The sequence below is a fragment of the Campylobacter ureolyticus genome, from assembly GCF_027277485.1.
Taxonomy (GTDB): domain Bacteria; phylum Campylobacterota; class Campylobacteria; order Campylobacterales; family Campylobacteraceae; genus Campylobacter_B; species Campylobacter_B ureolyticus_B.
Window position 1 is genome coordinate 139,703 of sequence record NZ_JAPXGQ010000001.1, and the last position, 21,093, is coordinate 160,795.

15 protein-coding genes are annotated in these 21,093 nt (G+C 30.8%); 6 read left to right on the forward strand and 9 right to left on the reverse strand.

What is annotated here, in order from left to right:
- Positions 1 to 128 precede the first annotated feature (128 nt).
- A complete protein-coding gene (locus O6B72_RS00795; protein ID WP_269491944.1) occupies positions 129 to 7,157 on the forward strand; it encodes an autotransporter outer membrane beta-barrel domain-containing protein in 7,029 nt (2,342 codons plus the stop codon).
- A 109-nt stretch (positions 7,158 to 7,266) separates the two neighbouring features.
- Here O6B72_RS00795 and carB read toward each other — a convergent pair whose 3' ends face one another.
- The 8 genes from carB to bcp are packed head-to-tail and all read right to left on the reverse strand — an operon-like array spanning position 7,267 to position 16,388.
- Positions 7,267 to 10,497, reverse strand: a complete 3,231-nt coding sequence (carB, locus tag O6B72_RS00800) for a carbamoyl-phosphate synthase large subunit (RefSeq protein ID WP_269491945.1) — start codon at positions 10,495 to 10,497, stop codon at positions 7,267 to 7,269.
- On the reverse strand, positions 10,498 to 11,247 hold the full coding sequence (mreC, locus tag O6B72_RS00805) for a rod shape-determining protein MreC (RefSeq protein ID WP_114675076.1): 750 nt from the start codon (positions 11,245 to 11,247) through the stop codon (positions 10,498 to 10,500).
- 4 nt (positions 11,248 to 11,251) lie between these two features.
- Entirely contained in the window at positions 11,252 to 12,286 is a 1,035-nt protein-coding gene (locus O6B72_RS00810) for a rod shape-determining protein (protein ID WP_016646221.1), read from the reverse strand.
- A 28-nt stretch (positions 12,287 to 12,314) separates the two neighbouring features.
- Positions 12,315 to 13,538: an ATP-dependent Clp protease ATP-binding subunit ClpX gene (clpX, locus tag O6B72_RS00815; protein WP_016646222.1), complete on the reverse strand. Its 1,224-nt coding sequence runs from the start codon at positions 13,536 to 13,538 to the stop codon at positions 12,315 to 12,317.
- On the reverse strand, positions 13,531 to 14,319 hold the full coding sequence (gene lpxA, locus O6B72_RS00820) for an acyl-ACP--UDP-N-acetylglucosamine O-acyltransferase (protein WP_101637226.1): 789 nt from the start codon (positions 14,317 to 14,319) through the stop codon (positions 13,531 to 13,533). The genes clpX and lpxA overlap by 8 nt, the downstream gene beginning before the upstream one ends.
- 13 nt (positions 14,320 to 14,332) lie before the next feature.
- Positions 14,333 to 14,779 carry a 3-hydroxyacyl-ACP dehydratase FabZ gene (gene fabZ / locus O6B72_RS00825; RefSeq protein WP_018713543.1) on the reverse strand — a complete coding sequence of 149 codons (447 nt, stop codon included), beginning with the start codon at positions 14,777 to 14,779 and terminating at the stop codon, positions 14,333 to 14,335.
- A gap of 38 nt (positions 14,780 to 14,817) precedes the next feature.
- On the reverse strand, positions 14,818 to 15,879 hold the full coding sequence (locus tag O6B72_RS00830; protein WP_269491946.1) for an epoxyqueuosine reductase QueH: 1,062 nt from the start codon (positions 15,877 to 15,879) through the stop codon (positions 14,818 to 14,820).
- Positions 15,880 to 15,881: 2 nt separating this feature from the next.
- Positions 15,882 to 16,388 (reverse strand): thioredoxin-dependent thiol peroxidase, encoded by a 507-nt coding sequence (bcp, locus tag O6B72_RS00835; RefSeq protein WP_018713545.1) that lies wholly within the window; start codon positions 16,386 to 16,388, stop codon positions 15,882 to 15,884.
- Positions 16,389 to 16,506: 118 nt separating this feature from the next.
- Between bcp and O6B72_RS00840 the strand changes: the two genes are divergently transcribed.
- The 5 genes from O6B72_RS00840 to rplT all read left to right on the forward strand — a co-directional run bounded on the left by O6B72_RS00840 (position 16,507) and on the right by rplT (position 20,008).
- Positions 16,507 to 17,433 carry a branched-chain amino acid transaminase gene (locus tag O6B72_RS00840; protein WP_269491947.1) on the forward strand — a complete coding sequence of 309 codons (927 nt, stop codon included), beginning with the start codon at positions 16,507 to 16,509 and terminating at the stop codon, positions 17,431 to 17,433.
- Between the two features lie 8 nt (positions 17,434 to 17,441).
- Positions 17,442 to 18,524, forward strand: coding sequence for a prohibitin family protein (locus O6B72_RS00845; RefSeq protein WP_018713547.1), 1,083 nt, complete (start codon positions 17,442 to 17,444; stop codon positions 18,522 to 18,524).
- A 3-nt stretch (positions 18,525 to 18,527) separates the two neighbouring features.
- Positions 18,528 to 19,280: a bifunctional phosphoribosyl-AMP cyclohydrolase/phosphoribosyl-ATP diphosphatase HisIE gene (gene hisIE / locus O6B72_RS00850; RefSeq protein WP_269491949.1), complete on the forward strand. Its 753-nt coding sequence runs from the start codon at positions 18,528 to 18,530 to the stop codon at positions 19,278 to 19,280.
- Between the two features lie 69 nt (positions 19,281 to 19,349).
- Positions 19,350 to 19,541, forward strand: coding sequence for a 50S ribosomal protein L35 (gene rpmI, locus O6B72_RS00855; RefSeq protein WP_018713549.1), 192 nt, complete (start codon positions 19,350 to 19,352; stop codon positions 19,539 to 19,541).
- Positions 19,542 to 19,654: 113 nt separating this feature from the next.
- The gene (gene rplT, locus O6B72_RS00860; RefSeq protein ID WP_016646231.1) at positions 19,655 to 20,008 is read left to right on the forward strand and encodes a 50S ribosomal protein L20; all 354 of its coding nucleotides are present in this window, start codon (positions 19,655 to 19,657) and stop codon (positions 20,006 to 20,008) included.
- 41 nt (positions 20,009 to 20,049) lie between these two features.
- On the opposite strand, the gene purM is transcribed toward rplT, so the two are convergent.
- Complete coding sequence (gene purM / locus O6B72_RS00865) at positions 20,050 to 21,039, reverse strand: phosphoribosylformylglycinamidine cyclo-ligase (RefSeq protein ID WP_269479336.1); 990 nt, start codon at positions 21,037 to 21,039, stop codon at positions 20,050 to 20,052.
- Positions 21,040 to 21,093 lie beyond the last annotated feature (54 nt).

Consider the following 21,093-nt stretch of genomic DNA (forward strand, 5'->3'; position numbering starts at 1 on the left):
AAAATTATATGATTTTAGCTTTTTATATTAAATAAAATTATAAATAATTTTAAAATGATAAAATAAAAAATTTTAAATTAATGTAATATACTGTATAATGTAAATTGAATTTTAACAAAGGAATAATTATGCAAAAAAATACTTTTTTAAAAGTTTTAGTGTTGCTTTTAGGCACTCAGATATGTTTGAGTGCAAAGAATATAATACCACACTTTACAACTAGCCTTGACGATAATCACAGTTATCAAATAGGCATAAATTGGCTATGGCTTAAACAAAAAAGTCTAAATTATTTTTCTAACAATGCAGATGATTCAAATCATGATAGCTTAACAACAAATATTAAAAACGGAGACTATATAGATAAAAATCTTTTAAAAAGACATATTTTAGAAATTGAAAATGAAAAGTCTTTACCTGGCGGTGGTTATGAAGTTCCACATTTTTTAGCCAAAAATATATCTGGCGAAGACGATTTAGAAATTACAAATTTTAATGTTAAAAATATAAAAAAAGATATAAGTATTAAACAGCCATATTCTAAAAATAGTGATTGGAATTTGAAAGATATGCTGCCAAATGCAAAAAGTACGAATCCACTTTTTGATATTCCAACAGACAATCTAATATCCATGCCCAATATAGACAAACCTGACTCTATAGAAAAGGTAAATATAAATATCAAAGGCTCAGGAGCCGTTTTAAGCAGTAATGCCTATTATTTAAATAAGGAAAGCGAACAAGGAAATTTTTCTCAAGTAACATTTGACAAAGGTATATTTTTAAAAATATCACCTGATCGCAACAATAAAGATGCCGGCTATTTGAAAATAAAAGGCTACAGAGCTATAAAACCTATGTTTTATAATAAATCAATTGGCAATTTTGAAGAACAAGATACTTTCTACACAAGAAACGATGAAAAACATTTTTTATACACACTAAGAACTGCTCCATATAACACATTTAAAAAAGATGTAAAAATTTATATGGATTCTAAAAGCTATAATACAAAAGAAGAATGCTGCAACTATGAATTCGGTTTTGCCGTTGTAGGAGAAACAAATGGGAACAATAATTTTGAGAGAAAAAATATTTCCGAAATAAATCAGGCAATAATAGACAACAATAATCAGACAGATAAACTTATAGATGTAAATTTACCATATTTCATGCCTAAAGCTTTAAAGATAAACGGTGAAACGGATAAATCAAAAGTTCCTTTAGTTTATTTTGAAAATGAAGGTATAGCTGAAATAGGAAAAACTGCTAAAGGTTTTTTGATGATGGTTGTTAACCATAGTACATCAGATAAGTTGCATATTTATAATAACAGTGGTGATATAGTTTTACTTCCAAGAGATGATGATGAAGATAAAAAAGCAGCAGTGTTTTTTCACTCACCTGATGTTTCAAATAAAAATACGAGCGCCATTTATACAAACACCGGAAATATTAATTTATTTGGTATTCATACCGTAGGTTATTTAGCTTCAGCACTTAAAACAAATCTAAATGACAACACATTAAGTTTTATAAATGATGGAAATTTTATTTTAAATGGAGCAAACTCCATAGGAATTGCAATTGCAGGAAATAAAGGAAATTTAAAAAGTGGATCAAATATTCATGCTTTTAAACCAATTATATTAAGAGGCGATAAAACAATCGGTTTTTATAATGAAAATAATGCTTTGAATAAAAACAATAAAAGTTTTAGCACAATAAAAATAGTAATTGGAGATAAGGAAAACGAAACTGATACCTATGAATCAAAAATAGTAAAAGATACCCAAGATGAACCAAAGATAGATGTTAAAGAAGATAATGAAGATGGTAAAAAATTTGATCCACAAAGTAATATAGCAGGCAACGATGAAAGATCGGTAGATAATGCTGTAGCAATGGTATATAATCCAAACTCTAAAAATTCAGTTATGGATAATTTCGTAAGAACAGATATACAAATAAATGCAAACTCTACAAACAGTATAGGAATTTATGCTAAAAGCGGAACAATAAAACTCTTAAATGAGATTACAGATGATGAAATAAAAGATAGTTTTGATAAAAAAATAGTTGATAAAATAAACGAGAATTTTAAAAATAGCGCTAACCACATCATTAATATAAACGGTGGAAAAAACAATGTCGCTCTTTACACAGAACAAGATAAAAATAATCCGAGTTCAATAATATATGATGGAGATATAAATATAAACTCAGGACAAGACTTCGAAGGAAAGGAGAGTGCTGACAATAAGGCTATTATGGCTTTAAAAAAGGGGAATATAGAATTTCAAGGAAATTTAAATGCTGGTAAAAACAGCTCTTCGATTATGAGCAATGCCATAGTTTATAGTGACAATGCAGAAGTTATCATAAAAAATGGTTCTGTTATAAATATGAATTTAAATGATAATTCAAATGGATTTTACGCTTCAAATTTTTCAAACCCAGCAAATCCAAATATTCAAAATTCACAACCGCAAATAAAAATAGAAAAAGATACAAAAATAAATTTAAATGGTGATGGGGTTGGCATAGTGACTGGAAACGGAGGATATATAGATTTAGAAGATGCTACCATTGATGCTAAGGGCTTAAAGTCAGCTCTTGCTTCTATAGCAAATGATAGCAATACCTCATACATAAATGCAAAAAATGCAACTATAACATATGATGGCAGCAGCTATGCAACATATTCAAGCCAAAAAGATGCTAAAATAAACTTGGATAATGCCACTATAAATCTTAAAGGAGCCTCATACGGCATAGCACTTGATTACGACAAAATAAACAATACTTATGATGTCAAAGGCCTAATAGGAAAAGTAAATATCAAACCTTTAAGCGATAAAGTAAATCTTTTTACAATTAAAGATTATAAAGATTTACGATCTTCACTTTTTAATGATGAAGGCGGTGCATTAAATCTCCAAGACCAAAATACTATCGGTGGATCTTTTAATTATAAAATAGACAGAAGTGATTCTAATGGCGCAAAAGCCACGCTTGCATTGATAGATGGGGTTAAAAATTTTACTATAGACAGCAACATTGATAAATCTAAGGCTGGACAAAGAGGTGATAAAATTTCAAATATGCAAACTGATGATGAAAAAATAGCTTTTAATTTTGCTAAAAATATAAAAATTCAAAGAGCAAATATAACTCTTGATAGTGGCAAAACAGTAAAAGCCATTATGGATGAAAACGAACTTAAAAATCTTTCAATGAGCAAACCATTTGCAATAGCAGTATCTGCAGGACCAAATGCAACAAACAAAAATGAAACTTCAATAACTCTAAAAGACAATAGCAAAGTTATAGTTGATAGCAAAGATCAAAAAGATGCAGGAGTTGGACTATATATAGACTTTGGTAGGGTAAATACAGATAAAAGCTCACTAATAAAAGTTGGAGGCAGTGATACAAAAAATGCAACTGGAATTTATGCGGTAAGCTCTGATGTAATAAATGATGGCACGATACAAACTAATTCTTCTCTATCAATTGGAGCAATGCTTTATGCACAAAATACAAGGCCTTATAGTAGGGCTTTTATAAATCAAATCGGTGGAGATAGTGAACTAAATGGCTTTATTACAAATAATGGAAATATAATGGTAAATGGCGAGAGGTCGGCTGGAATTTATGTAGATAACAATTTCAACAAAATCCAAAATGCCTACACAGGCACAAACAATAAAAACATAAATGTAAATGCTGCAAATTCTATGGCAATGGCAAGCTCAAATTCCACACTTATAAATAAAGGAAATATAAATTTAAATAAAAACTCAAGCTCAAGCATTGCAATGTATGGAAAAGAATTTCAAAATGAAGCACAAGCTATTAACTCAAGCTCAACTCTTAAAAATAGCGGACTTATATCTATAAACTCAAACCACTCAGCCGGAATGCTTAACAAATCGGTTAATAATGACAGTTCTACACAACTTTTAGATGGTGGTAAAATAATCTCATCTAAAGACGCATCAAAAGTTACAGCAATAAGCGGAAAAAATATAGATGTAAAAAATGGCTCAACAATAGACTTAAAAGGAAAAAATTCAGTTGGAATTTATGCCAATAACTCATCTACTGTAAACATAGAAGAAAATGCCAAAATAAATATAAGTGATGATTCTATAATTTTATACTCTAAAAGTAGTGACGATACAAACATAAAGTATAATATAAAAAACACAGAAATTTTAGGCAAAAATCAAACTGCTATATATCTTGAAAATAACAAAGAAAATGCAAATAAACTAATTTTAGTGCCAAATTCGGTATTTAATGCAAAAGGTGAAAACTCCAAAGCCTTGCATTTAAAATCTATAGGAAATCCTTCAAGTTATACTTTTGATAATCTAGAATTTAATCTAAAAGGAAAAAATAATGTCGCTGTCTTAGCAGAAGGTAGCACAAATGTAAGCTTAGGAGCAAATTCAAAAATAAATATGGATGAGTTAGCTTATGGAAGTATAGGATTGGCACTTCAAGATAGTGACAATGAAACACCTACCATAACAAATAAAGGCACTATAAACGTAGCAAAAAGCGATAAAGACAATAAAATTTATTCAGCTGCGATTGCACTTTTTTCACCAGGAATTGCAATTAATAATGGCACTATAAACACAGATGATGAATCTGTTGGAATGTATGGCGTAGATTATGAAAATGTAAATTTGCAAAACGAAGGTGAAATAAATACAAATATAAACGCAGTTGCCATGTATATTAAAAACGGAGCTGCCACAAATAGCGGAAAAATAAATATAAAAGGTGAAAACGGTGTTGGAATGTATGCTAAAAAAGGTTCTTTAACAAATAGTGGCGAAATTTTAGCTAACAGTCAGGGCGCTGGAATGTTTAGTGATGAAGATGCAAAAATTTCAAATTTAAATAAAATTTTACTTAATAAGGAAAACTCAATTGGAATTTATACAAAAAATGAAGCCACAAATAAAGGAAATATTTCATTACTTGGTGATGGCTCAGTTGGAATTTTTGCAAAAAATATCTTAAATGAAGGTGTTATAAACCTAAGCTCAAAAGGAGAAAATGATAAATTTTCAGCTGCGTTGATGGGGAAAAACATAAAAAATACAGGAACTATAAATTTAAATAAAGAATATGAAGTTGGAATGTATGGCATAGGCACATTTACAAATAAAGCAGTTTTAACAAACGATGGAGTAATAAACTTAAATGCAAACAACCAAATAGGAATATATGCCAAATTTGCCGATATTAAAAACAGCGGAGATATAAATGTAAACACTCAAGACTCAATTGGAGTTTATGCCGATAATTCCGTAATCGACAATACAGGTAAAATAACTTTAAACGCCGATAATTCAGTTGGTGTTTATATGGTAAATGGTTCATATTTTAAAAATAGAGGCGAAATTAAAATAATTGGAAATTCAAAAAGTGTGGTAAAAGATGGTAAAAAAATAGAAATTATGCCTGCAAGCACTCCTTCTTTCCTTCCAAATGAAGTTCATAAGGATAAATTTAAAGGTGTTGATATAGCGGTTAATAAAAATACTAAAGATTTTGAAGATTTTAATATAAAATATGACAATGAAACTTATAATACTCAAAACACTGTAAAATTATCAAAGCCACAAATTGCTAACAATTTAGATCTAAGCTTGTCAAACAAAACAACAAATATTGAAATTCCTGCAAATTTAGATAACAAAAGCAAGGAAAAAAGAGTTAAAAACAATATCGTGGCAATGTATGCGGATACTTCAGGCGTAAATTTGACAAAACCTATAAAAGGGCTTGATAACTTAAATAAAGATGATAAAATTATCCTTTATGTAGGTGCTGAAGCGGCAAACTATACAAACAAAAAAGTTATAAACTTAGATCAAAGTCTGATGAAGCCTTTCATAGATGAGCTTGATAAATCAACAGCTATAAAAGCTGTTTATTCAGGATCTTTAACTTGGCAGGCATTTGTAACTTTTGATAAAAATGCAAAAAATAATCACAAAATAAAAAGTTTGGCAATGTCAAAAATTCCTTATGTAAATTTCATAACAAAAGATAGTAAATATAAAGATTTATATATTGCACTTGATAAAAAGTATGAAAAGGCCGTAGTTGGAAGCAGTGATAAAAAGATATTTAATAAACTTAACCTACTTGGAAAAAATGAAGAATTTAAACTTCATAAAAATCTAAAAAGCTTAGGTGGTTTTGAATATGCATCAACTCAAACCAGAGCTTACTCATCTGCTGATACTTATGATAGAGAATTTAATGATTTGATGCGTTGGGATACAAACACTACAGACACAACCAAATTTAAAGTTTTTGGCTCAAATACTAAACGAGATCAAAGAGTAGATGGAGTTTTGGGATATGACAAGAATACTTATGGTCTGTTTGTGCTAAATAACTTCAACCTTCAAATGGATGGAACATCAAATGGAGTTTTTGGAGGAATCGCCAAAGAAAGATATGAGTTTAAAAATTATTACAAACCAAAAGAAGATGCTTTAACAGCACAAATCGGATATTATGTTGATAGAAAAATTTTGAATGAAGAAGTAAATCATCTTTTAAAAATATCTGCCACAGGAAGCGCAAGAGAGATGAAAAGATATACTTTAGATAAAGACTTTTGGGCAAAATCTAAATATTATACCTTAGGCTTCGATGTTAAAAATAGCTTTTACAAAGATTATAAATTCGACTCGGGTTTTAAAATTTCGCCATATGCAGGAGTTGATTTAGGATATGGCATTATAGACAACATAAAAGAAAAAAGCGGCAATACTCTTCTTTTAGATGTTGATTCAAAAGATTATTATAGCATCAGACCAAATCTTGGAGTTGAACTTGGATATACATATTTGCTTGATGATAATTCATACTTTAATGTGCTTCTTGATAGTAAAATTTATAAAGAATTTGGCAAGATAAACAGAGCGAACAATTTAGCAAGATTTAAAGATACAAACAGCTATTTTTCACTTCCAAAAGAGGACAAGGAAGATAAAGGTGCTGAATTTATACTTGTAGGCAAATACGAAAACGGAAATTTCGGCGCATCTTTAAAAGGTGGATATCAAACTCAATTTAAAGATAGATTTATAGGACTTGATTTAAGAATTAAGTTTTAAAAAATTAAAGGCTTGAAATAAAACTTTTAATGTTTATAAATTTCAATCTTATTTTAAACTTGATGATTTTTAAAAGGGGAAAAATCCCCTTTTTGTTTTGTTATAAGTTCTACTCTTTTAAATAATCTTGAATGCTTTTAACTTCTAAATATGAGCCATCTTTCATTGACGGTATTGAATTTGCTGCCATTAAAGCTGCTTTTGTAGTTGTAAAATATGGCACTTTAAACCTTAAAACAAGTTGGCGGATTTTGATACCATCATCATCATAGCTTTTATTATCGCTTGTATTTACAACTAAATTTATTTCATTGTTTTTTAACTTATCTGCAATATTTGGACGACCTTCGCTTATCTTATGAACAAACTCACTTTCTATACCATGCTCTTTTAAGGCATTGTGAGTTCCGCTTGTTGCAACTATCCTAAAGCCCTCTTTTATGAATTTTTTAGCTAGTTCTATACCACTTTTTTTATCATCATCGGCCAAACTTAAAAATAAAGTTCCACTTGATGAAAAGACATTACTTGCTGAAATTTGACTTTTTATAAAACTTTTTGCAAAACTATCACTTATACCCATAACTTCACCTGTTGATTTCATTTCAGGTCCAAGAATAAAATCAGCCCCAACTAATTTATTAAATGGAAATACACTTTCTTTAACACAAACATGATTTTTTGGAGTAGCTGTATAGATATCTCCTACTTTTATTAAGTTTTTATAACTATCATAGAAATTTAATGCCTCTTTTAAATCCCCTTGCCACATAACTCTAGTTGCGACTTTTGCCATAGGAATTCCTGTTGCTTTACTTACAAAAGGCACAGTTCTACTTGCTCTTGGATTTACTTCTATCATATAAATTTCATCTTCAAAAATGGCAAATTGTATGTTTAAAAGTCCTACAACGCCCAAATTTATAGCAATTTCTTTTGTGTTTTTATAAATTTTTTTAATTATTTCTTTGCTTAGGCTTTGTGGTGGCATTACACTTATACTATCGCCTGAGTGAATTCCAGCCTCTTCAATATGCTCTAAAATAGCTCCCACAAAAACATCTTTTCCATCACTTATAGCATCAACATCAAGCTCAGTAGCGTTTTTCAAAAATTTATCTATTAAAACCGGAGAGTGGTTACTAACGCTTACTGCTTCACCCATATACTCTAAAAGCTCACTTTCACAAGTAACTTTTTTCATCGCTCTTCCGCCTAAAACATAGCTTGGTCTAACAAGTACTGGATAGCCAATTTCTTTTGCTTTTAAAACCGCTTCTTCTACGCTTGTTGCAGTTGCATTGTTAGGCTGTTTAATACCTAATTTTGATATAAACTCGCTAAATTTCTTCCTGTCTTCTGCCATATCTATAACTCTTGGGCTTGTTCCTATTACATTAGCCCCAACAATTGCTAGTCTTTTTGCAAATTTAAGCGGAGTTTGACCACCAAAATGGATTATTACACCATCAGGATTTTCTCTTTCAATAACACTTCTTAAATGCTCAAAATCAATTGGTTCAAAATAAAGTGTATCACTTGTATCATAATCCGTGCTTACAGTTTCAGGATTGCAATTATACATTATACTTTTTATACCAAGATCTTTTAGCGCATAACTTGCATGAACACAACAATAATCAAACTCGATTCCTTGTCCTATTCTATTTGGTCCCCCACCTATTATTAAAACTTTTTTGCCTTTATTGTTGGATGAAACATTTTCGCATTTTTTAAATGTTGAATAAAGATAAGTAAAGTTATCGTTTCTGCCTTTTGTTCCAGCTTTTTGATAAATTTGAGCTATATTAAATTTATTTCTTGCAAAGTAAATATCATTTTGACTAAGCTCTAGGTTGTCTTTTAAATTTATAAGATAAGCTAATTTTTTATCAGAAAATCCCATAGTCTTAGCTTCTCGTAGTTTTTTTGGATCGTTTAAAATATCCATATCCACACTTTTTTCAAACTCTACTATTTCATAAATTTCATTTAAAAAATACTTATCTATTTTAGTTAGTTCATAAACTTTTTCTATATCATAACCCTCTCTAAAAGCTTGCGCAACATATAATATTCTCTTATCATCAGCATGTCTTAGCTTATAAACTAAGTCTTTGCTTGAAATTTCATCAAATCCTGATAGACCACTTTCCATAGAGCAAAGCGCTTTTTGCAAAGCTTCTTTTAGACTTTTACCAAGACTCATGACTTCTCCAACGCTCTTCATCGCAGTTCCAAGCAAAGTATTTGCTCCTTTAAATTTTTCAAAAGCAAATTTAGGAACTTTTACAACTATATAATCAATTTCTGGTTCATAAAAACCATCTTTTATCTCATCAAGCGTATATCCTACAGCTAAAAGAGTTGAAATTTTAGCTATAGGATATCCAGTTGCCTTACTTGCAAGTGCTGAACTTCTAGAAACTCGTGGATTCATCTCAATTACTACAGTTCTTCCATCTTTTGGATTCATGGCAAATTGAATATTACTACCACCTGCATCAACTCCAATAGCCTCAACTATTTCAAAACTTAGTTTTTTTATCTTTTCTATTTCATCATCACTTAGTGTAAGAGTTGGAGCTATTGTTATACTATCGCCTGTGTGAATTCCCATAGGATCTATATTTTCTATACCACACACTAAAACACACTGCCCTTTTTTGTCCCTTATAACCTCAGATTCTATCTCTTTCCAGCCAAGCAAACTTTCTTCTATTAAAATTTCATTTATTGGGCTTGCCTCAATTCCGTTTTGAGCTATTTCTTTAAACTCATCTATGTTATAAGCTACACCACTTCCTGCTCCACCAAGAGTGTAACTTGCTCTTATTATTAAAGGAAAACCAATTTGGCTAGCTGCCTGTAATGCCTCATCGAGCGTATAAGCATAGCAAGACTTTGGAAGATCCATATTTATACTTTGCATGGTTTCTTTAAATAAAAGCCTGTCTTCACCTTTTTTTATTGCATCAGGGTTTATGCCTATAAATTTAACATTTTTTAATTTTTTAAACTCATCACTTTCATAAACTTCCATTCCAGCATTTAAAGCAACCTGTCCACCAAGAGTTGGAAGTATTGCATCAACATTTTCTTTTTTTATAATTCTTAAAATACTCTCTTTTGTAATCGGCTCTAAATATGAAGCATCAGCGAAATCAGGATCTGTCATAATAGTAGCTGGATTTGAGTTAATCAAAACTACTCTATATCCAAGACTTTTTAATGTTTTTATGGCTTGTGTGCCACTATAGTCAAACTCACATGCTTGACCTATAACAATCGGACCACTTCCGATAACTAAAACTGTTTTGAAATCATCTCTTTTTGGCATTTATCTCTCCTTTGTGACGACATATAGAAATGCTGGTGTAATCTCATCAAAATAAGGTTTTATAACAGCACTTTTATATAAATCTTCATCTATAATTTCTTCTATAACCCCAACAGGAACTCCTGCAAAAAATACTTCATCAAGCCCACTTGTATAAACCTCATCGCCAATTTTTGGATTTAGCCATCTTGGAATAAATTTTGCTATAACTCTTATTCCATCTCCATTTATTATGGCTGGGATTTTTTCATCACCAATATAAACTGAAAATGAAGCAAGTTCATCATTTTGAAGTATTAACATAAAATTTGAATCTTTTGAGATTATAATTCCAGCTGTATGTGCATTAGAAATAGCTCCATAAATTTTATTCTTATTGCTACCATTAAAATCAATCCAAAATTTATTATAATCTCCAATTTTAATATAAGATAAAGTTCTTATAAGCTTAACGTTGGGAGCAAATTTAGTAGAATTTGTATCTTTTAAAATTTGGTTTAACTCATAAGCATAAGTATTTAATAAAACGGCTTTTTTTTTAAGCTCTTCATTTTCTAAATACAAAGTTTTAATCTGTGAAGACTGATTAAAATGAGCTCTTACTTTTTGAGTTAAATTTGTATTTATATTTTTAAAAAAACTAATAACATCGTTAGTTAAACTTATACTTTGACCCTTTATATAAGAGCCAAAATATATAGAAAGTAGTAAAAAAACAAGTATAAAAAAAATTTGTTTGATTTTACTCATTTATTTATTCGCTTGATAGTTGTCTTAAAATACTTATTTCTTCTAATGCTTTGCCTGTTCCTTTTGCAACCGCTAAAAGTGGCTCATCAGCAACATAAACAGGAAGTTTTACAATGTCGCTTAAATACTTATCAATTCCTCTAATCAATGCTCCACCACCTGATAAAACAATACCATTTTCAACTATATCAGAAGCAAGATCAGGTGGCATCATCTCTAAAACTGATTTTAGATTATCGGCAATTTGCTTTAATGTCTCTCTCATAGCCTCTCTAGCATCTTCACTAGTTAGTTCAATCCTGCTTAAAAGACCACTTATTTGATCTCTTCCTTTTACAGTAGCAACAAGTTCTTTTGGAAGCTGAACTGCAGTTCCTACTTTTATTTTTATCTCTTCGCCGGTTCTTTCACCTATTAAAAGATTATACTTTTCTTTGACATAACTAATTATTGCTTCGTTAAATTTATCCCCAGCTGCTCTAATTGATTTGCTTATTACAAGTCCTCCAAGAGAAATGACTCCTATCTCAGTAGTTCCTCCACCAATATCAACAACTAAGCTTCCTTTTGGTTCTTGTATAGGAAGTCCAGCTCCAATAGCTGCCGCCATAGGCTCTTCTATTAAAAAAACTTCTCTTGCTCCTGCCATTAAAGCACTATCTCTAACTGCTTTTCTTTCAACTTGAGTTAAGCCATAAGGAACTGAAATTATAACTCTCGGGCTTATAAAATTTCGTCTTTTGTGGGTTTTTTCTATGAAATATCTTATCATTCTTTCAGTCATATCAAAATCGGCTATAACACCATCTTTCATTGGTCTAATAGCTTGAATATCACCTGGAGTTTTTCCTACCATATCTTTTGCTTGGTGACCTACAGCTAAGATTTTTTGTTTTCCAAATTTTGTATTTTCAACAGCAACAACACTTGGTTCATTTATAACAATTCCTTTATCTTTTACTAAAACAAGGGTATTTGCTGTTCCTAGGTCTATTCCCATATCGCTTGAAAAAAATCCTAAAATTTTATCAATTATCATTTTTATCCTTTTTGCTTCTTAGTTGTTTTTAGGCACTTAAAATATCTTGTTTTACAAGAATTGGCTTTTCTTTGCCTAAAACCACATCTTTTGAAATTACTACTTCATATCCTTTTAACTCTGGCAAATTAAACATAATATCAAGCATAACTCCCTCCATTATGCTTCTTAAGCCTCTTGCACCAGTTTTTCTTTTTATAGCTAAATTTGCAACCTCCAAAAGCGCTTCATCATCAAATTTTAAACTCGCTCCATCTATTGCAAATATTTTTTTATATTGACTTAAAATCGCATTTTTAGGCTCTGTTAAAATTCTCACCATATCTTTTTCGTCAAGCTCATTTAAAGTTGCTACAATATGAAGTCTTCCTATTAGTTCGGGGATTATGCCATAATGAACCAAATCATCAGACTCAACTAAATGTATCAAATTTTCATTTTCTTTTTTTGTTCTTTTTTCTTGACCAAAGCCCAAAATATTTTCACCAATTCTTCTACTTATAATGTCGTTTAATCCATCAAAAGCTCCACCACAAATGAATAAAATATTTTTTGTATCTATTTGAATAAAGTCTTGGTTTGGATGTTTTCTACCACCTTTTGGTGGGATATTTACAACACTTCCTTCAATAATTTTAAGAAGAGCTTGCTGCACACCCTCACCGCTTACATCTCTTGTTATGGATCTATTCTCGCTCATTCTAGCAATTTTATCCATTTCATCAACAAAAACGATTCCTTGTTCTGCTTTTTTTATATCGCCATTTGCAGCTTGTAAAAGCCTTGTTAATATGTTTTCAACATCTTCTCCAACATATCCAGCCTCTGTTAAGCTTGTAGCATCACAAATTGCAATTGGTACATCAAGATGCTTTGCTAAGGTTTGAGCCATTAATGTTTTTCCACTTCCTGTTGGTCCAATAAGTAAAATATTTGATTTTGAAATTTCAGTATCATCATCTACCATATCTTGCTTAAAAAGCCTTTTATAGTGATTATAAACCCCAACACTAAAAGCCTTTTTGGCCATATCTTGTCCAATAACATAACTATCTAAAATTTCCTTTAGTTTCTTTGGTGTAATATCTTTTATGGTTTTATTTTCTTCTTTTTTTTCAACTTCGCCACCATGAATAACTTCATAAGCTGCATCTATACAAAACTCACATATAAAAGCATCACTATTTTCATTTGGAAAAATTCTTCTATCTTTATCTTCTAACCCACCACAAAAACTACACTTTCTAGCCATTCTTTTCCTTTTTTAGAGGAATTCCTCTTTTTGTATTTATGATAAATTCACACATTTTTTTAACATTTAAATTTTGTGATTTCTCAAGTAACCCTAAGGCTTGATCTTTTATACTAGTGCCTTTGTTAAAGATAAATTTATAAGCCTTATTTATCTCTTCTACCTCATCTTTTTCAAATCTTCTTCTAAGCCCTATTAAATTCAGACCCCTTATATAGGCTCTATTTCCCTCAGCTAAACAAAAATGAGGGACATCTTGACTTAATGCAGATGCTCCTGCTATCATACAGCTTTCTCCGATTTTAACAAATTGATGAACTGGAGTAAGACCACCAATAACAGCATGATCACCCATTTCAACATGTCCTGCTAAGGTTGCATTATTTGCCAAGATTACATTATTTCCAATAATACAATCATGTGCAATATGACAATAAGCCATTATAAAAGCATTATCTCCTATTCTTGTAAAGCCATCACCTTTATGTGAGCCTGAATTTATCGTACAAAACTCATGAATTGTAGCATTTTTGCCAATTATAAGACCTGTTTTTTCACCAACTTCAAAACTCATATCTTGCGGGATATCACCAACTACAGCATAACTAAAAATTTTGCTTTTATCGCCAATTGTTGTATTTCCAACTATCCTTGCACCCTGCTTTATGATAACTTCATTTCCAATTTTTGCATCTTTGCTAACAAAGGCATAGGCTTCTATTTTTACATCATCGCCTAAAATAGCACCATCTTCTATGATGGCAGTTTTATGAATATTCATATTAAATCCGTTACTATTTATCCACTATCATAGCCTGAAGTTCAGCCTCAGCAGCTAAACCATCATCAGTATGAGCTTCGCCTTTTAAAACCCAAATTTTGCCACGATGTTTTATAGTTGAAATTTTATAAATTATCCTATCTCCTGGTCTAATTGGTTTTCTAAATTTTGCCTTATCAATACTCATAAAATATACAACTTTATCTTTTAAATCATCTGGATTATCTTTTTCCATACTTCTAAAAGCCAAAACTCCGCCAGCTTGTGCCATTCCTTCAATTATCATAACTCCTGGATAAATAGGATGCCCAGGGAAATGCCCCTCAAAAATAGGTTCACCTATGGTTACATTTTTATATGCTTCAATACTTTCATTAAGTACCAAATTTGTAACCTTATCAATCAACAAAAAAGGATATCTATGTGGTAAAATTTGCATTATTTGATTTATATCTAACATGTTATTCAGCCTTAAATTTTATTTAACTTCACATTTTATCAAAAAGTTACTAAAATTTCCCTAACATCTAAATATATTTTTGAAAAAGCTTCGATTTTTACCTTTGCTGGGACTAATTTTTCAATTACGATAATTGGTGAAAAGCTACCTTTTTCACAAATTTTTTCTCTTAAATTTAGCTCTTCATTAACGCTTAGAGGATTTTTTAAAAACTCATCAAAACTCTTAAATTTCACCCCTAAAATCTCTTTAAATTTATCAAAGCTAAAAATTATTATATTGTTTTTTACAAACTCATCACATTCATAATTTATACTAAATTTAACTAAATTTCTCTCAAAATAAGAGTTAAATAAAAAATAACTTTTTATAACTTTTTCATCAAATTTAACTAACCCTCTTAAAAGCCTGTAATTTATAAAACTATCTTTCTGAAGTTTAAATTTGCCTTTTTGCTCTTCCAAAACTCTTAAATTCCTATAAAATAGAGCTCTATCTTCTGGTGAATTTGGCTGAATTTGGTGGTTTATAGAACTCATTAGTTCAAATTCCAAACTTGCTTTATTTTGCATTTTCATAGCAAACATACAGCCACAATAATTTTGATGATATAAGTTATCTTTTTTTGCTAAATCAAACTGAGCTTTGCTTCCACCATTTTTTCTAAAATCAGGTGCGATAAAATCAAGGTTAAATTTAGCACAAATTTCTGATAAAGACTTTTCAAGCTGGCTGTGAGATTTTTTAGGACTCATTAAAAGCGTTGTGGTTATTGAGCTTTCACCTAATTTTTTGGCTAAAATAGCTGTTTTTTTCATTCTAAAATCAAAGCATTTTTGACAACGCTCACCTTTTTCAGGCTCATCTTCAAGCCCTTTTACAAACCTAAACCACTCATCAAGTTCATAATCGCCCAAAATAACTTCAATTCCAAGAGTTTTTGCACTTTTTTTAACATCGTCATAGCGAAGCAAAAACTCGCTATATGGATGGATATTTGGATCATAAAAATAGCCAATTATTCTTTCATCAGGATAAATCTCTTTTAACTTTCTTAAAAAATAATGGCTATCAACACTACAGCAAATTTGAACTAACAAATTTAGCCTAAATTTGAAGTTAAATCAGCTAAAACTTTTGCTGCGTGATCTTTTGCTTTTACACTTTTATAAACCTTTAAAATATCACCTTTTTTATCAATTACAAAAGTTGTTCTAACTATACCTAAATACTCTCTACCATAGTTTTTTCTAACTTGCCAAACACCATAAAGCTTGCTAACATTTTTATCTTCATCGCTTAGTAAAATGTGTTTTAAGTCATGTTTTTTTATAAAGTTTTCGTGGCTTTTTACAGAATCTGGGCTAATGCCAATGATTACACTATCGTTTGCTATAAAATCATCATAATTTTGACTAAACTCGCAAGCTTCTGTTGTGCAACCTGGAGTGTTGTCTTTTGGATAAAAATATAAAATTACATTTTTACCTATAAAATCATTTAAATTTATCTCAACACCATCTTGATTTTTAAGGCTAAAATTTGGAGCTTTATCTCCTTTTTGTAAAGTTACTTTCCTCTCTCTATCTTCTTTTAAAAAATCACTCATTTTTTACCCTTTTTATTGAAATTTATACGGCGATTATACACAATTTTGTTAAACTAAATAAAAAGTTAAATAAATTTAGCTATAATCAAGCCTTATATTTTTATTAAAGGTAAAATTTATGGCAAAAGTAAAAGAGGCAAAAAATATCTGGCTAGATGGAAAATTAATCCCTTGGAGTGAAGCAAATGTTCATATCTTATCACACTCACTTCACTATGGAAATGCTGTTTTTGAAGGAGTTAGAGCCTATCAAACAAAAAAAGGCTTGGCAGTTTTTAGACTAGCTGAACACACAAAAAGATTACTTGATTCAGCAAAAGCTTGCCTTATAAATGTGCCTTATAGCTATGACGAGCTTTTTAAAGCTCAAGTTAAACTTTTAAAATCAAATGATTTTAAAGATACTGTTTATTTAAGACCGATTGTATTTTTAGGCTATGGCTCTATGGGTGTTTCACATCTTGGTTCACCTGTTCAAGTTGCACTTGCTGCTTGGGAATGGGGTGCTTATATGGGTGAAGATGCTATAGAAAAAGGCATAAAAGTTAAAATTTCATCTTGGGCTAAAAACTCACCAAATTCAATGATGAGCAAAGCAAAAGCAAGCGCAAACTACTTCAACTCACAAATGGCAAACCATGATGCTGTAACTTCAGGATATGATGAGGCTTTACTTTTAGATCAACAAGGTTTTATTGCCGAAGGTAGTGGAGAGTGCTTTTTTATAGTTAGAAATGGTGTTATTATAACCCCACCAAATGACACAAGCCTAGAAAGTATTACTCAAAATACAGTTATTGAAATAGCTAAAGACTTAGGATATGAGGTAAAAAGAGAGAGAATTACAAGAGATGAGGTCTATATAGCAGATGAAGCATTTTTTACAGGAACTGCAGCCGAAGTTACACCAATTACAAATGTAGATGGCAGGATTATAGGAAATGGTAAAATGGGAGCCATTACAAAAAAACTTCAAAAAACTTATTTTGCCGCAGTTAGAGGTGAAAATGAGAAATATGAAAAATATCTAACATACATTAATTAAGGAAAAATATGCCAGCAGATTTAAACGACTATTTTAACAAAAGAAAGAAAAATGACGACAACCAAGGCGGTGGAAATAAGCCAAATTTTGACTTTAAAATGCCTGATTTTAAAGGATTTGGAAAGTTTTCGCCATTTATTTATGTAGGCTTAGCCATTATATTTATTTTAGTTTTAGCAAGACCTTTTGTAGCTATAAGCTCTGGCCATGTTGGAATTCGCTCAACTCTTGGAAAATACGATTTAAAGCCGCTTGATCCAGGGTTTCATTTTTTTATGCCAGGACTTCAAAAGGTTTTTGTAGTTGATACAAGAGTTAGGATTATAAACTATACAAGCGGAGAAGATAGAGGCGAAGTTGCAAATGCTGCAAATTCTGGCATTATAAGAAAAAACTCAATCTCAGTTTTAGATGCTAGAAATTTACCAGTTAGTATTGATATTACAGTTCAATACAAACTAAACCAATCAACCGCTCCAACAACTATCGCAACTTATGGCTTTGCGTGGGAAAATAAAATAATTGACCCTGTTGTTAGGGATGTTGTAAGAAGTGTCACAGGTCAATATACAGCAGAAGAATTACCTATAAAAAGAAATGAGATAGCTTCATCAATTGCAAATCAAATAAGAGAAGATATAGAATCAATCAAAGGTCGCCCGGTTGATTTGCTAGCTGTGCAGCTTAGGGAAATAATCTTACCTGATAAAATAAAAGATCAAATAGAAAGAGTCCAAATTGCAAAGCAAGAGGCTGAAAGAACAAAATATGAAGTTGAAAGAGCAAATCAAGAAGCTCTTAAAAAAGCTGCTCTTGCAGAAGGAACAGCAAAAGCCATTATTATTGAAGCACAAGGTAGAGCAGATGCTGTAAAAGTTGAAGCTGATGCAGAAGCTTACGCAAATAAAGAAATTGCAAAAAGTCTTGATTCAAATGTATTGAGCCTAAAGCAAATTCAAACTCAAGCTAAATTTAATGAAGCACTTAAAGAAAATAAAGATGCTAAAATTTTCTTAACTCCTGGTGGAGCAGTACCGAACATTTGGGTTGATACAAAAGACAAAGCAAAGCAAAGTGCTATATCAGAGTAACAAATGGATATTAAAAATATAAACTGGCAAAAATGCGGGGGGCTTATCCCCGCAATCACACAAGACTTTGAGACAAGTGAAGTTTTAATGCTTGGATATATGAGTGAAGAATCTTTGGATTTAAGCCTTAAAACAGGTCTTGCACACTATTTTTCACGCTCAAGAAATAGAATTTGGCAAAAAGGTGAAACTAGTGGAAACACACAAGAAATAAAAGAAATTCTTCTTGATTGTGATGGCGATACAATTTTATTAAAAGTAAAACAAAACGGAGTAGCTTGTCATACAGGCGAAAAAAGCTGTTTTTTTACAAAATTTGAAGGATTAAATTTAGTAAAGCAACTTTCTAATAACACTCAAAAACCAAAATATGATATTCTAGATGAGCTTTATCACACAATTGAAGATAGAAAACTAAATGCAAATCCAGAAAACTCTCATGTTGCAAGACTTTTTGCAAAAGGTGAAAATGCCATACTAAAAAAAATATGTGAAGAAGCTGGCGAAGTTGTACTCGCCTGTAAAGATCAAAGCAAATTTGAAAAATATAAACATTTAAATTTAGAGGAATTTGGTGAACATAAACCAGGAGATCCTAAATTTGACATAATTTATGAGGCAAGTGATTTGGTGTTTCACCTGCTCGTTGCTTTAAATGCCCACAATATCCATCCTCAAGCTATTTTAGATGAGCTTGCAAGACGCAATGGAATAAGTGGGATCGATGAAAAAAAATCAAGAAAAGATAAATTTTAATAAAATTAAGCTAAATTCAAAGTTTTTATGATAAAATCAAAGCTTATCTTTAAATTTTAAAGGATTAGTATGCCAAAAATGAAATCAGTCAGAGGTGCATCTAAGCGTTTTAAAGTTGGAAAAAACAAGATAAAAAGAGGCTCTGCTTTTAGAAGCCACATCTTGACTAAAAAGTCTCCAAAACGCAAAAGAAGCGCAAGACAAGAACATTTTGTTCATAAAGCTGATGAAAAAGCTGTAAGAGGTATGCTTTGCAAATAAAATTTGTATAAAGCATTTTGTTTTTGATTTTAAATCATTTAAAAAACTCCCCTAAATTTATAGAGATTTAAGGGCAAGATCCATTTTGGACGCCAATTTGTGAAAGGATAAATATGGCAAGAGTAAAAACAGGCGTAATTAGAAGAAGACGCCATAAAAAAGTTTTAAAAGAAGCTCGTGGTTTTTATAGTGGAAGAAGAAAACACTTTAGAAAAGCAAAAGAGCAACTTGAAAGAAGTTTATGCTACGCATATAGAGATAGAAGAGCTAAAAAGAGAGATTTTAGACGTCTTTGGATAGTTAGAATAAATGCTGCTTGCAGACTAAACGATATAAGCTATTCACAATTTATTCACGGTCTTAAAAATGCAGGCATTGAGCTTGATAGAAAAATATTAGCAGATATGGCGATGAACGATGCACAAGCTTTCGCAAACATCGCAGCAAAAGCAAAACAAGCTTTATAATTATATAAAAAAGATACTCTTTTTGGAGTATCTTTTATCTTTTAAATAAATTCAACTTTTTTATCACCGCTTTTTATAACACCGATCTCATAAGCATCACTGTTAGAAACTATATTCTTAGCATTTTCCTTGCTGGCTATTATTATCATTCCAACACCGATATTAAATGTCCTTAACATCTCATTTTTGCTTACATATTTTGAAATAAATTTAAATATTTCAGGTGTTTTTATTTTTTCTAAATTTATGCAAGCTTTTAAGTTTTCAGGCAATACCCTTGGTAAGTTTTCAACTATTCCTCCGCCTGTTATATGTGCTAAAGCATTTATATCATTTTTAAATTTTAAAAACTCGCTAACATAAATTCTTGTTGGCTCAAGTAAAATATCTATTAAATTTTTATCACCAACCTTATCATCAAATTTCATATTCAATTCTTCGAAAAATAGTTTTCTAACCAAAGAGTACCCATTTGAATGAATTCCGCTACTTGGAAGTGCCAAAACTAAATCGCCATCTTTTACAAACTTAGTTCTATCTATTTCATCTTCTTCTGCCATGCCAACAGCAAATCCAGCTAAATCGAAATCATTTTTTTGATAAATTCCAGGCATTTCAGCTGTTTCGCCACCAATTAGAGCTGAATGTGAAATTTCGCAACCCTTAGCAATTCCCTCAACCACTCTAACAGCAACTTCTCTTTTAAGTTTTGATGAGGCGTAATAATCAAGAAAAAATAGAGGTTTTGCAAAATTACAAATAAGATCATTTACACACATTGCAACTAAATCAATGCCAATAGTGTCATATTTTTTGGCATCGATTGCAAGCCTTAATTTTGTACCAACACCATCTGTTGCACCTAAAAGCACAGGTTTTTTATATCCTGTTGGAAGTCTAAAAGCTCCTGAAAACGAACCTATTCCGCCAAGCACAAATTCATTGTGAGTTTTTTTTACAAATGGTTTTATATCGTCAACGAATTTATTTCCGGCCTCTATATCAACGCCTGAGTCTTTGTAGCTTATCATATTTATCCCTTAAACAATTGAAATAAGTTACTATTTTAACCAAATTTAGCTAAA